The following is a 13,553-nucleotide window of genomic DNA, read 5'->3' on the forward strand; positions in this document are numbered from 1 at the left end:
GATCAGCCGCACGAGCCGGTGAAGACGTCCACCGCGTCGTCGCTGCTGCTCGCCACCACCAGGTCCTGGGTGCCGTCGGACGTCACGTCGGCGCCGGCCGCCTCGTACGCCCCGTCCGCCGACAGCTCGGTCATCTCGGTGAGCGAGCCGCCCGAGGTGCCGGTGTAGACGCTGACCGAGTTGCCGTTCAGCGACGAGACCAGGACGTCCGGGATGTCGTCGCCGTTGACGTCGGCCGAGTTGACGGCGACCGGCAGGGCGGACGTGGTGTAGTCGACGGGGTCCTGGAAGGTGCCGTCGCCGTTCCCGGCGTAGATCTCCAGGGTGTCGGAGCCGTTGCTGACGGTGGCGAGGTCGGTGGTGCCGTCCCCGTCGAAGTCGCCCTGCGTGAGGGAGTAGAGCCGGGCCACGCTGCTGTAGTCGGTGACGTCCCCGAAGGTCCCGTCGCCGTTGCCGAGGGCCACGCTGATCCCGCCCGCGGTGGCGACGCTCGCGGTGGCGACGTCCAGGTTGCCGTCGCCGTCGAAGTCGGTGAGGACGAGGCCGTGCGGCCGGGTCACGGTGACCGTCTGCGAGGACACGGTGAACGCACCTTCACCGTCGCCCAGCAGCAGGTTGACCCGCCCGGCCGACTCCTCGGCCACCGCGATGTCCAGGTCGCCGTCCCCGTCGACGTCCCCGGCGACCAGCGAACGGGCGCCCGAGCCGACCGTGTACCGGGTGGCCGTCCCGAAGGTGCCGTCCCCGTTGCCGAGCAGGACGCTCACCGTGCCGCCGTCGAAGTCGGCGGTGGCGATGTCCGGGTTGCCGTCGGCGTCGAAGTCGGCGATGACGGACTGGTACGGCTTGTCGCCCACGGCGTAGTCCGTGGCGGTGCCGAAGGTGCCGTCCCCGTTGCCCAGCAGGACGGAGACCGTGTCGGCGTCGTTGTCCGCGGCGACCACGTCGGCCTTCCCGTCGCCGTCGAGGTCGCCGGTCACCACGTGCCGGGGGTTGTCGCCGGTGCTCGCCGAGGTGGCGGACCGGGTGAAGGAGCAGGTGGTGGCCGTCGTCGTGGCCGACTGGCTCGCCGAGGCCACGGCGGTGACGCCCGCGGCGACCGTCAGGGCACCGGCGGCCCCGAAGGCCACGACACGCGCGGCCCGGTGGTTCCTGTGCTTGCTCATGACCGGAGGGATGTCCTTCCGTGAGAGGCGGAGGAGGTGTCTGTCATGGGCACCGGAACCTACGGGGACCGCCTGTGATTCACGTGTCACGGGACCGTGGTTTCGCGGGGTGCCACGGCCCCCGTCCCGCCCCGGTCCGCATGCCCCCGGCAACTTTCCTGCCCCGCACCAGGCTTGGACCCGCCATGCGCGGGGCAGAGCCCTCCTACCGGACAGCAGGCACCGGTCAGGGCTCGGCAAGAGGAGGGCGTCATGGACGGTCGGATCCGCGTACGCGTTGTTCGTCGGCCCGCTCCCCGCGGGCAGGAGATCGACCGCAGGACGCCTTCCGGGCGCATCCTGCCGTACTAGAGCGGGCGTCCGGGCGGGGGGAGTACGCACCGGCCGGATCCGCGCCCCGCGCCCGTGGCCCCGTTTGCCCGGCGGCCACGGGCCACGTGTGTGAGCCGGCGGCAGGAAGGCCGGCACCGTGACCATCCCGGAGCCGGTACGGCATGCGGCTGCGGCGTCATGACCGGCGCGCCCGGCCCCTTCGCCCACCCCGCGCTGTCCTACCGCGACGAGGACGAGCGCCTGGCCGGGACGGTGCCCTTCGTCCGGCCCGCGCTGGACGCCGACGCCACCCACTCCGTTGTGCGGCAGGCCCGACCAGTTCGGCCACGCCCAGGCCCCGCGGCGTCCTCGCCCGCCACAACGAGCCCCTGCCATCGCCGCCCGACGCGGTCCCGCCGGTCGGCTTCGAGCCGCGTTCCCTCTCCGAGGCCCGGCACCTCGTCACCGCCGAGGCCGCCCGGCTCGTCCTGACCGGCGGGCGGTTTGCCGACCTGACGTCGGCGGTTGCCTAACTGGCCACCAGCAGCGTGGCGCACGGCGCAGGGCCGGGCACGCTCGCGGTATCGGCCGAGAACGGCGGCGTGGTGTGCGCAGGTCGCGACAAGGGCCACCTCGCCGACCCTGGTCCGCGTGCACACCGGGGCGGAGGGGGACGACGGTGCGGTGTCGGTTCGCGCGCTGAGCGGCGGGTCGGCCGCACTCGGCCAAGGCGCCATTACCGCCAGGCGAGTCCTGCATCAGCCCGGTGACCTGGGCGTTCGTTTCGCGGTGCGGCGCTGTGGGCACATGTCGTCAACGTGGTCCCGGCCACGGGCACAGAGGAGGGCGCGGCAGTGCTTGACCAGGTTCGGGTGGCGAGCGGGCGGCGGCTGAGGGTGGAAGTCTCGGGCGATCCCCGAGGGCGGGCGGTGTTCCTCCTGCACGGCACGCCCGGCAGCCTGGTGGGCCCGCGGCCCCAGCCCGTGCTGCTCCGCCAGCGGGGGGTCAGACTCATCAGCTTCGACCGCCCGGGATACGGCGGTTCGGACCGCAGGCCAGGCCGACGAGTGGCGGATGCCGTGGACGACGTGGCGGCCGTGGCGGACGCCCTCGACGTGGGCCGGTTCGCGGTGGCCGGCCGTTCCGGCGGCGGACCGCACGCCCTCGCCTGCGCGGCCCTGTTGCCGGACAGAGTGACGCGTGCGGCGGCCTTGGTGGGACTCGCGCCGCGGGACGCCGAAGGGCTCGACTGGTTCGCCGGGATGGCGCCGTTCAACGTCCAGGAGTTCCGTACGGCCATCGCCGATCCGGAGCGGTACGCGGCCCGGATCATCCCGCGCTCGGCGGTCATCCGCCGCGACCCGGCGCGGATGCTGGAGGACCTGCGCTCGGACCTGACCGAGGAGGATCGGCAGATCGTCTCGGACAGCGGTACCTGGTCGATGCTGCTGCGCAACTACCGCGAGGCGCTGCGCTCGCCGTACGGCTGGATCGACGACGCGTTCGCCCTGACCAGCCCGTGGGGCTTCGACCCTGCGCACATCGGGTTGCCGGTGCTGCTGTGGCACGGGGCGAAGGACAGGTTCTCGCCCGCCTCCCACTTCTCGTGGCTGGCCGCACGCATTCCACGGGCCAAGGCGGTGCTGGAGCCGAAGGCCGCCCACTTCGCGTCGCTGCGCGCGCTGCCCGGCGTGCTGGACTGGCTGCTGGCAGGCACGCCGAGGGGCTGACGGCGCGAGACCTGCGGAGTGCCGTCCGCCGCGTGCACTCACACGGCGAGCGGCTCCAGGTCCCGGTACACCCTGCGCTCCTCCTGCGCGAAGCGGGTGATGCCGTTGCTCTCGCCGAGTTGATGGCGCAGCCCCTTCAGCATTCTGAGGGCTGTTTCGCGCGTCGTGCGGGCCTCGTCCAAGCGACCGAGGGCGGCCAGAGTGAGGGCGCTGTTGCTGATGACAGCCAGCGTTTCGGGATGCTGGGCGCCGAGGCCGGCACTCAGCACGTCGGCACAGCGCTGCTCCCGCTCCCAGGCCTCTTCCGGCCGGCCGGTCTCGGCGAGCACGATCGCGTAGTTGGCGGAGCAGAACTGAGTGTGCGGGTGGTGGGCGCCGAGTGCCTGGGTCATGCGGTCCAGCACCTTCAGGAACACCTGCTCGGCCTGCTCCTGGTCACCGCAGCCCCAGTGGTAGACAGCGAGGTTGTTCATCGCGGCCTGGGTATAGGGGTGGGTCTCGCCCGGCTTCCTCGCGTACTCGGCGAGCACCTGCTGGGCGACGTCACGCGCGCCTTCCCGGTCCTCGGCCGCGAACAGGTCCGCGGCGTGGTTCAGCTCGCAGGCGAGGAAGTCCGGGGTGTAGGCCGTGTACTGCGCCCGGTACCGGCCCAGGGCCGCGGAGGTCAGACGCCGGGCGTCCTCCAGCTGGCCCGCCCTGCGCAACGACACCGCGAGCGACTTCGCACACCGCAGGGTGCCCGGGAACTCCATGCCCAGCACGCGCTTGTGCTGGTCGTACGCCTCGGACAGCACCGTCACGGACTCGGTGTACCGGCCGACCTCGCGCAGGTCGCGGCCGAGGTTCTCTGCGGACGACAGGGTGTAGATGTGATCGGCGCCGTGCACCTCCGTGCGGCGGGTGAGGGTGACGTCGTCGATCTGCCGGGCGTCCTGGTACCTGCCGACCATGCGCAGGGCCAGGGCGAGGTTGTTGGCCGCGTTCAGGGCGCGCGGGTGAGTCTCGTAGAAGAGGTCGCTGAATCCGTCGTACGCCTCCTTCGCCAGTTCCACCGCCTCGGTGTACTCGCCCAGCGCCGCGAGGTCGCTGGAGAGGCCGGAGGTGGTGATGAACGTGTGCGGGTGCCGGTCGCCGAGCAGCCGGCGCTGTCGGTCGAGCACGTCGGCGTCCAGCTCCCGCGCCTCGACGTACAGTCCTTGGGAGCGCAGCACGTTGGCGAGCTGGCAGCGCAGGTAGAGGTACTGCTCGTCGTCCTCGCCGAGGGGCTCCTTCCAGTGGTCGAGGAGTTCCTCGGCGAGCCGTTGCGCGCGCGGGAACTCGCCGCGCTTCCACAGGTAGCGGACGCGGTCGATGAGCAGCCGGCGCGGCTCCGACTCGGTGCAGTTGCGGAGGTCGGAGGCGGCCAGATGGGGCCAGATGATGTCGAACTGCGGCCAGTTCTCGCGGTTGTCGGTCGGCTCGTCGCCCTTGGGACGGGCGCCCCTGAGGATCCTGTGCACCGCGTGCCGGGTGGCGCGCCGCTCCTCCTCCGGCATCTGGGAGCGGATCACCGCCTGCACGAGCCGGTGCACCTGGATCGAGCGGGAGATCTGGTCGACCTTGGCGAGGGCGAGCTGGCCGATCTCCCGTACCAGCTGACCGATCAGCAGGCTCTCCGGCACGTCGAGGGCGAGGAGCATCTGGTCGCTCTCGTAGAGCAGTTCGGAGGAGATCGGTTCGGCGGCCAGGAACGCGCACAGCTGGAGCAGCCGGACCGCGGCGGGCGAACGCTCCTTCAGCCGCTCGATCGAGATGTTCCAGGTGGCGGCGACCGTGTCGGGGTAGTCGGCGGGCTGGTTGAGCCCCATCACCGCGGCCGTCTCCTCGGTGAGGCGGCTCAGGTACTCGGCCGTCGGCATGGCGGTCTCGGCGAGCCAGGCCCCGGCCTGCTCCACCGCGAGCGGCAGGTCGCCCACCGCTTCCGCGACCTGGTCGGCCTCCGCCGGGCTGAGCCTCGGGGCGCGCCGGGACAGGTGGTCGATGCTCTCCTGCCGCTGAAAGACGTCTACCTGGAGCGCCTCGGCCTTGTCCGACCACGCATGGTTCCGCGAGGTGACGAGGACGTGCCCGCCGCCGGTGGCCGGCATGTAGTCGGCGAGGCCCTCCGGGTCGTCGGCGTTGTCGAAGACGAGGATCCATCGCTTGGTGGGAATGCCCCGGGAGAGCATGCGGACGGTTTCCTTGCTGGCCAGTGCCATGTCCTCGCCGCCGGGCGCGCCGATCCGGGAGCCGAGTTCGGCGAGCGTGGACACCACGTTGTCGATGTTCTCGGCCGGCACCCACCACACCAGGTCGTAGTCCGCGCTGAACCGGTGCACGTACTCCAGCGCGATCTGCGTCTTGCCGACCCCGCCCATCCCGAGCAGCGCTTGGTGCTGGGGCAGTTCGGCGGTCATGCCGTTGCGCAACTGCTCCCGCACCCTTTCGAGGGTGTACCCCCGGCCGGTGAAGGTGCTGTTGCGCTGCGGCACGTTCCAGTGGTCCGGTACATGGCCGGGGAACCGGGGCGCCGCCTGTTCGCCCTCCGGCACCTGGCCGGGCAGTCCGAGCGCGCCGAGCAACGCGCTCTCGCAGCCGGTGTCGTCGAGTCCGTGCAGCTCGACGAGGTCGGCCTGGTGTTGGTACGAGTCCGGCGGGTGAACCTCGTCCACCTGTACCGATATCAGCGATCCGGGCAGCCTGTCACCGCCGATGGACGGGCTCGGCAGGTTCCCGGTGTGCTGGGGACCGTACAGGGCCTTGGACCACAGGAGCAGGACCCGGGTGCCGGGGTCGGGGCTCTCGGATGGTCCGGCGGCCACGTCGTGCAGTGTGACCGTGCAGCCCGCCCGCTTCAGCAGCGACTCGATCCAGTCGGCCCACATCCGGTTCTCCGCCGCGTACACGACCTCCACCCGCACCCCGTTGGCCTGCGGCCGGCGTCGGATGAACGCCTCCCGGCTGCGCAGCCGCACCGGTTCGGGGATCGGTGGCAGCGCGGTGACCTCGTCGTCGGAGACGAACGCGGTGAGCCGCTCGTAGGCGGACAACAGCGACTTGGGGTCGCCTTTCTTGTCCCCGAGGACGGCAAGGGTCTCTTCGTATGAGTAGTACGGTTTGTATGGAATCTCGATGTTGTTCCAATAGGCGGTGACCTCGTCGGCGCTCAGCCGCTCCCCGCCCGGTCCCGTCGGCAGCCCGGCGAACTTCCGTCGGGCCGCCGCGCGGCCCGCCTCCACCTTGTCCATCTCGCTGTCGTCCACGCGCATCGGCACGGGTAGTACCCGGATTCGCCGCTTACGGTGTTCATCGCCGACGCTGTACGCGACGTCGGCGGCGCCGTCCAGGGACTGGTCGCTGAAAGTGAAGCAGTCGACGAGGACGTCGGGCATCTGGAGGGTGCAGATGTCCGCGGTGTCCGACCGCCCGGTGCGCGAGTCGATCAGTATGTAGTCGTACGACCGCTTCATGCTGTCGCGCAGCGCCTCCAGGAACATGCCACCGCCGAGGCGGTCGTAGAAGTTGTCCCAGTCCAGGAACGACGCCGTGTCCGAGTAGGCCTGGAACTGACGTCCCGCGGAGAGGAAGTCGAGCGCGCCCCCGTCCTCGAATGCGAGCCCCTGCCGCTCAGGGGCGAGGGAGACGGCGTGCTGCTCCACATCCGCGAACTCCACATGCCAGGGCCCCGTGCGGGTCATTCCGTCCGTCGCGGCCCAGGCGTAGTTCTGGAGAATGTTGACAATGCCCTCGGTGGCGGTGAGCACGTTGGGATCCAGGAACGGGTGGAAGAAGCGGTCCAGCCCCGGGGCTTCGAGATCCCAGTCCACGGCGAGGACGCGTTTGCCGTTGGCGGCGAGGATCCATGCCACGTTGGCCAGCGCCATGGTTCGGCCGGTACCGCCCTTGTACGAGTAGAAGGTGATGATGCGTCCGTCCACCGAGGCGTTCATGCCTCTCCTCCGGGTGCGTCTGTCGGGCCTGGACCGGGCGGGCGGTAGGGGTCCGCCAGACGAGGTCTGGGTGGGTACGGGCCCGGTGGCAGTCGGACCTCCTGGTTCTTCAGGAACTGCCGGGTCGTGTAGGCGACGAGTCCGGGCAGAACCTTCGTGAAGGACGACAGCGTGGGTACGCCGTTGACGGCGTACCGGTAGTCGCTGCGCCGCACCCGCTCAAGGACGGCCGGCATCACCCGCTCCAGTTCCTCGGCGAGTCGGCGCCCTTCCTCCCCGTGGTTCTGCAGGTCCGCCCGGCAGCGCGGCACGATCGCGTTCACCCACGGGCGGGCGTACGCGTCGAACGTCTTCAGCCTGCTCCGGTGTCTTTCGTCGGTCAGGGCCCACTGGTCCATGAGGAGGATGCCGGGCTGGGTGTCCCCCGGTTCCTGCGGTTCCTCGCCGGGGTTCTCGTCGTCGAGGGCGACGACCGTCACCCGGTAGTCCAGCGAGCGGACCAGTTCCTCGGCATGCGCGGACAGCGCTCGTGTCGACTCGGTGTGGTACGGGTTCCAGTCCAGCGCGTCGTCGCCGTAGGGCTGGGCATCGCGGTGCTCCGGGACGGAGTCACGGGTGGGTGCGGCCACGGTCAGCCGGATGCGCCGGGGTCCCGCGCCGCGCGGTTTGAAGGCGCTCGGCGTGCTCTCGTAGTCCCGGGGGCGTCCGGGAGGGAGCCGGGATTCCCGGGCTGCCTGCACGATGCGCTCGGCGAGGCCGAACACGGTCTCGTCGTACTCGTCACGTAGCCGGCTGAGCTTGATCAGCCCGTAGATCCCGTTGTTGAGGTAACGCCCGCCCGACGACGCGTCCTCGACATGGATATGCCGTACGGAATCGGGGAGTTCGCGCATGTCCACGCGTGTCCACAGAGCGGGCACGACCGCCGAGGCGGTGGCCGTCCCGGTAGTCCTTGCGTTCAGCATCCGTTCGTGGAACGCGTACCACTCGCGGCCGCACATCTCGCTGGAGAAGTAACGCGGCGAGAACAGCGGCACGAACACCCGGCAGGTGGCGAGGTTCTCGCTCAGCTTCTCGGGCCAGCCCTCACCCGAACGCATCTGCCGGTCCATGAAGCCGGCGGGCGACCCGGCGGGCAGGTCGGTGAGCGCCATGATGTGGCTGCACAGGTCGTTGAACAGGACGCGTACCCAGTGGTCCGGATCCCCGCTCTCCGGGCCCCACGGTGGAGTGTGCGCGTACGACAGAAAGAAATAGGGCCGGTTGTCCGGGGTTCGAACCTCTACGCGTTCCTCTGTGCCCACAAGCCCCCCTGCCGGATGCCAGACCAAAGGACCGCCCCGCCGACGGTTGCCCTACGGCCAAACCAACAATGTGCCCGACGGCCGTACCCTGGAGTTGCCTGCTTTCAGGCCAAAGGTCGGCGATATCCGGACATCTGGATCTTCGCGTGCTCGACCACGTCCCGTAGTGCGCACAACACCACGGGCTTGGCCTGCCACTCGGCTTCGGCGAGCAGTTCGCGCGGCAACCGCGAGCCGATCTCCCCGAAGTCACCGTCGTTCAGGGCGAGGTCTTGGTACGAGACCCAGTTCCCCTGCACGTCCACCACGCAGCGGTACGTGCGCCGGGGCGGCCTGGGACGCATGAGGTACTCGGCGTAGTGGAACGCGCTGCACACCTCGAACCCGACCCGCAGCAGCAGGATCTGGGCGTCGGCGGCGTACAGCCGCGCCATCGGGGAACGCCGGCCCAGATGGTTCTGGAGTGCGTGCCCGCGCAGCAACGTGGCCGCCCCGGGCCCGAGTCCGGCGAAGGAGGTCTGCGGATGCGCGCTGCGCACCGCACCGGGCGACGACCGCACGCACTCGGCGAGCGCCCCCATCGTCGGGCACCCGGTGGCGTCCGGTTCGAACGGCGGCATCGCCCGGCGGTACGCGGTCGCCTCGGCCTCGCTCAGGCCCGCGACGGCCTGCCGGTAGGCCCGGGAGGTGTCGGAGTTCTCGGGCGTGAACGCGGGCACGACCAGGGTGCCCGCGGGGCCGAGCGCGGCCAGCAGTTCGTCCCGGACCCGTTCCGGGGCGGCCCCGGTGCCGCCCAGCGAGGCGTGCACCATCAGCACCCCGCCCCGCCGGACGCCCAACGAGGGCAGCAAGCCGCCCAGTTCCGCGGAAGGTGCCACCTCGGTCATGATCCCTCGCCCGTACCTGTCCACTGTGACCACATGCGGGCAACCAAGACCGCCCCGGTCGCCGTCAGTTCGGGCTCCGGCAGCAGGGTGAGGGCGGTGAGCGCGCGGGCCGCCTCCTGGTGCGCCCTCCGCCCCAGCTCCTCGTCCGCCCTGTCCAGCAGGGCGCCGGCCGGGCTGCCCGGCCGGTGCAGGTCGGCCGTCTCGCGCAACGCGGTGAGACGGGCCCGGCGGCCGATCCGCGGGAGTTCCCGGGCGAACTCCTCGGGGGTCACGTCGACCGCCACGCCCAGCGCCCCGAACCCGTGGCTGCCGAGGGCCAGGCCGCTGCCCGCCGCCAGCGGGGTGAGGACGGTGGGCCGGAATGCCTCCGGTGCGTCCGGCGCGTCCTTGGCCAGCAACTCGTAGGCCCGGGCCATCCGTTCGGCGAACTCGCCGCACTCCAGCGGCGGGGCGACGGGGAAGGGGTAGCAGTCGCGGTAAGGGTCGGCGTCGTCGATCAGCGGGCCGTCCTCGACCGGGAGCCGGTCGAGGGGGCGCCAGCACGCGTCGGGGACCCCGTTGAGACGCACCCAGTTTCCACCGGGCCTGCGGTCCTCGCGTACCCGGAATCCGTCGGGTGCCACAGTGACCTCGACACGGCCGGGGGCGGCCAGGCGGAAGGTGCCCCAGGTCGGCAGGTGCAGCCGGGTGTCGGACTGGTCCCAGGACAGCGTGGCCGGTATCCCCGCACGCAGGGCCGCCGCGGAGGTCAGTGACATGAACCGGGCCGTGTCGGCGGGGCCGTGCAGGGAGCGGTGGAGGCTCGTGCGCATGTAGGGGTGCGCGAGCACCTCGTCCAGACGTGGGGCGGTCTCGGGGTCGGCGTCCAGGGCCAGCAGCAGCCGCCAGGCGTCCGCCCAGTCCGGCTCCGACGCCAGGTGCTCCTGGGTCCTGCGCAGCAGCACCCGGTCCAACTCCAGCTGGGCCCAGGAGAGGTGGGTCGTACCCAGGACCGCGGGCGAGAACCTGCGGTCGGTCACCCGGTCGGCGACGCCCTCGACCAGGGAGCGGAGGTCGCCGCAGAAGACGCTGGGGTTGTCGAAGCCGTTCCCTGAGCTGTACCGGTGCCCGTACAGGCCGCCGCCGCAGGACCGCACCACCGGGCAGCTCCGGCAGGTGTCGCTCAGCCCGTCGACCCCCTGCTGCCGGGCCTGCACGCCGGGGTGCGCGGCGAACTCCGCGAAACCGTGCCGGAAGACGTCGTAACCCGTCTCCGGGGCGCCCGCGTAGGCGGTCTTCAGCCAGTCGGCCTGCTCGAAGGTGCCGTCCGTCTCGATCACGGCGAGATCGCTGGGCGCCAGCCCGAGCGCCTCGGTCAGGGGCGGTCCGCCGCGCAGCGTGCTGAGCACCGAGTCGAAGGTCCGCACCGGCATCGGGCGGCCCTGCCGCTCCCAGCGGTCGAAGACCGCGAGCAGCCAGTCCGCGTACGGGGTCGGCGTCCCGGCCGGGTTGGGCGGCGGGCTGTCCCAGGTGGAGTGCGGGAGCAGGTAGTCGATCCGCGGCGGGGCCAGCTCGGTGAGGGCGTCGTGCACGGCGACCGGGTCGTTGGCCACGTCCACCGTGCACAGCACTCCGCTGAACAGGTGACGGTACTCGGGTTCCTGGAGCAGCCGGATGCCGCGGACCACGCGGTCGTGGCTGCTGCGGCCCCTGCGGTCCAGCCGGTGCCGGTCGTTGGCGGCGCGGTCGCCGTCGAGCGACACGCTGACCCGGACCCCGAACTCCCGGCAGACGTCCAGGTGCCGCCGGTTCAGGGTGACCGCGTTGGTGTGCATGCGCAGGTCGAGCGCGGTCAGCGGGGAGAGCGCGCGGGTGAGTTCCGCGCAGATGTCCCGCAGCCGGGCCGGGCCGACCAGCAGCGGTTCGCCGCCGTGCAGGATCACCGAGACGGAGTCGAGGGCCCGGGACTCCACGTGCTCGGCCAGCCGGGCGGCGACGGCGCGCACGGTCTCCGGACGGATGAAGGTCGGGCGGGACCGCCAGCTCTGGTCGGCGTGCTGGTACACGTAACAGTGGTCACAGAGCAGATCACACCTACTGTGGATCTTGAGGACCAGCTGTCTCAGGGGTGGGCTGTCGGGCGACCGGCTCTCTCCCGTGCCTGTTGGTTCATGTCGAGTGCCTCGGGTCACGACAGCCCTCCCAGCTCAGCAGGCCGAGTTGAAGGAAACGCTTCGGGCCGAGCGGTTGTCCGGGAGGTCGGTCACACGGCCCGCCGTGCAAGCCGCGGCGGCCGTGTACGGATCGATGTCCTTGAGGCGTGTGCGTCGTGAAGTGGCGGTGGTGGGGGAAGGGCGTCGTTCTTGCGCCACCGAAGGTTTCATGGTGTCTCTCAACCCCGTTCGGATGAGTGAAGCCACTGTCGTCGTCCCGGCCATGCCGGTCATAACTCCGCGGCAGGGACTGGACGTTGTGCAGATCGGGTCGGTCTGGTCATGCTGACGCGGACCATATAGCAAGTAATGCCCTACGCACGTCTTGTGCATAGGGCAGGTTTCCGTAGTCATTGACTTCTCAGACCGGTTTTTCGGTGCGCGGGCGAAAGCCTTCGTGCGCGCAGGGCATTCGGGGGGCGTTCATGGGGGCCGCTACCACTCCGGTACCGGGCACGACGCTGGGCGAGCAGGACCTGCCGCCGCTGTTCCAGGTGAGTGACCAGTGGGCGTTACGCCATCAGAGCGACTCGTTCCGTGCGGTGCGCACGCACCTGATCCTGCTGCTCCTGGCCACCACGGCCGCCGTCCTGACCGAACAGGCGTCGGGGCACGTCATGACGGTGCTCGCCGCTGTGCTCTACGGGCTGACGATAGCCCTCGGCCTGAGCACCTCGCGCCGCCGGTCCCGCGCCCACTGGCAGGCGCACCGGGCCGTCGCCGAGCTGCTCAAGTCGCTGGCCTGGGAGTACATGGTGCACGGCGGTCCCCTGCACTCCCATGTCGCCGACCCGGACGCGGTGTTCGCCGAGCGTCTGGAGCAACGCCTGCACGAGCTGCGCAAATGCGGCTGGGAGGACTCCCGCGACCCCGGGGAGCGGGGGAAGGGGCAGATCACCCCGCGGATGCGCGCGGAGCGGGCCAAGTCCTACGCGGCCCGCCGCGACCTCTACCTGCGCGACCGGCTCCTGGAGCAGGCGGTCTGGTACAAGAACCGGGCCGTCCGCGCGCACCGCGCCGCCGCCCGCTGGTCCTCCGTCACCGCGGCGCTGACCCTGTTCGCCCTCGCCGCCGCCCTGCTGCGGACCGTCGGCCTGCTCGGCGGCGCCGACCTCGCGGGGCTGCTCAGCGCCGCCGCCGCGGCGGGCGTCGCCTGGCAGGAGGTACGCCGGCACGGTCCGCTGACGCAGGCCCACTCCCTCATCGAACAGGACCTGGAGACCGCCCGGATCGCCATGGCCACGACGGTGACGGAGGCGGGCTGGGCCGAAGCGGTGGGGGAGACGGAGCGCCTGATGTCCCCGGCGCACACGGAGTGGCTGGTGCGCTTCGGCAGCTGAGGCGCCTGACGCCCTCGCACGCCTCCTCACGCCTCCTCGCGCCTCCTCGCGCCCCGCACCCGTGCCGTCAGTCCCGCCGCGCCCCCGCCTCCCACAGCACCGTCACCGGCACGCCCTTGCGCCGCGCGTAGGCCACCACGTCGCCGGTGCCGCCGAGGCCGCGCGCCGGGCGGCCGTCCCAGACGGCGATCAGGTGGTCGGAGTGGTCCACGACCCAGCAGCCCGCCGCGAAGTACGCCTGCTCGTGCGTCGGCTGGACCGGCAGGTCGACGCGGGCCGTGCAGGACCGCAGGAGTCTGCGGTACGCGGTCCGGGTCGCCTCGTCGCCCAGGTGGGCCTCGTAGTCCATGCCGGGGATGACGGCCGTCACCGGGACGCCGTGGGCCAGGGCGATGTCCGCGAACAGCTGGTCGGCGCCGGCCGCGAGGCAGCTCAGGGCCTCCCATGCCACGTCGCTGCGGCTGAACCGGCGGCGCAGGGCGGAGCGGACGAGGGGCAGGACGGACGGCGGGATCGCACGGTGCCCGGTCACGCCGACGCGGGTGACCGCGAGGTGGGTGACGGCGGGGCGGGGGACCGGGGCCGCCTCGGCGAGGTACCCGGTGAACATGGCGATATCGGCTGTCACGGAACGTCCCCTCCCGTCACCATCGG

Annotated in this window: 8 protein-coding genes; 2 read left to right on the forward strand and 6 right to left on the reverse strand. The window is 71.5% G+C overall.

Annotated features, from left to right (window positions below):
* Positions 1-2 precede the first annotated feature (2 nt).
* Positions 3-1,166, reverse strand: coding sequence for a VCBS repeat-containing protein (locus AB0D74_RS38220; protein WP_362597330.1), 1,164 nt, complete (start codon positions 1,164-1,166; stop codon positions 3-5).
* Positions 1,167-2,332: 1,166 nt separating this feature from the next.
* Here AB0D74_RS38220 and AB0D74_RS38225 point away from each other — a divergent pair.
* Complete coding sequence (locus AB0D74_RS38225) at positions 2,333-3,208, forward strand: alpha/beta hydrolase (protein WP_362597333.1); 876 nt, start codon at positions 2,333-2,335, stop codon at positions 3,206-3,208.
* 38 nt (positions 3,209-3,246) lie between these two features.
* Here the strand turns inward: AB0D74_RS38225 and fxsT are convergent, their stop codons facing one another.
* The 4 genes from fxsT to fxsB form a co-directional block, all read right to left on the reverse strand.
* Positions 3,247-7,176 (reverse strand): FxSxx-COOH system tetratricopeptide repeat protein, encoded by a 3,930-nt coding sequence (gene fxsT / locus AB0D74_RS38230; protein ID WP_362597336.1) that lies wholly within the window; start codon positions 7,174-7,176, stop codon positions 3,247-3,249.
* The gene (locus AB0D74_RS38235) at positions 7,173-8,480 is read right to left on the reverse strand and encodes a TIR-like protein FxsC (RefSeq protein WP_362597339.1); all 1,308 of its coding nucleotides are present in this window, start codon (positions 8,478-8,480) and stop codon (positions 7,173-7,175) included. Before AB0D74_RS38235 ends, fxsT begins: the two co-directional genes overlap by 4 nt.
* Before the next feature lie 104 nt (positions 8,481-8,584).
* Complete coding sequence (locus tag AB0D74_RS38240) at positions 8,585-9,367, reverse strand: AAC(3) family N-acetyltransferase (protein WP_362597342.1); 783 nt, start codon at positions 9,365-9,367, stop codon at positions 8,585-8,587.
* The gene (fxsB, locus tag AB0D74_RS38245; protein ID WP_362597460.1) at positions 9,364-11,472 is read right to left on the reverse strand and encodes a radical SAM/SPASM protein FxsB, inactivated metallohydrolase extension form; all 2,109 of its coding nucleotides are present in this window, start codon (positions 11,470-11,472) and stop codon (positions 9,364-9,366) included. Before fxsB ends, AB0D74_RS38240 begins: the two co-directional genes overlap by 4 nt.
* A gap of 512 nt (positions 11,473-11,984) precedes the next feature.
* Here fxsB and AB0D74_RS38250 point away from each other — a divergent pair.
* On the forward strand, positions 11,985-12,899 hold the full coding sequence (locus AB0D74_RS38250) for a DUF4231 domain-containing protein (protein ID WP_362597344.1): 915 nt from the start codon (positions 11,985-11,987) through the stop codon (positions 12,897-12,899).
* Between the two features lie 67 nt (positions 12,900-12,966).
* Here the strand turns inward: AB0D74_RS38250 and AB0D74_RS38255 are convergent, their stop codons facing one another.
* The gene (locus AB0D74_RS38255; RefSeq protein ID WP_362597347.1) at positions 12,967-13,527 is read right to left on the reverse strand and encodes a hypothetical protein; all 561 of its coding nucleotides are present in this window, start codon (positions 13,525-13,527) and stop codon (positions 12,967-12,969) included.
* Positions 13,528-13,553 lie beyond the last annotated feature (26 nt).

The sequence above is a fragment of the Streptomyces sp. NPDC048278 genome (assembly GCF_040652195.1).
Classification (GTDB): domain Bacteria; phylum Actinomycetota; class Actinomycetes; order Streptomycetales; family Streptomycetaceae; genus Streptomyces.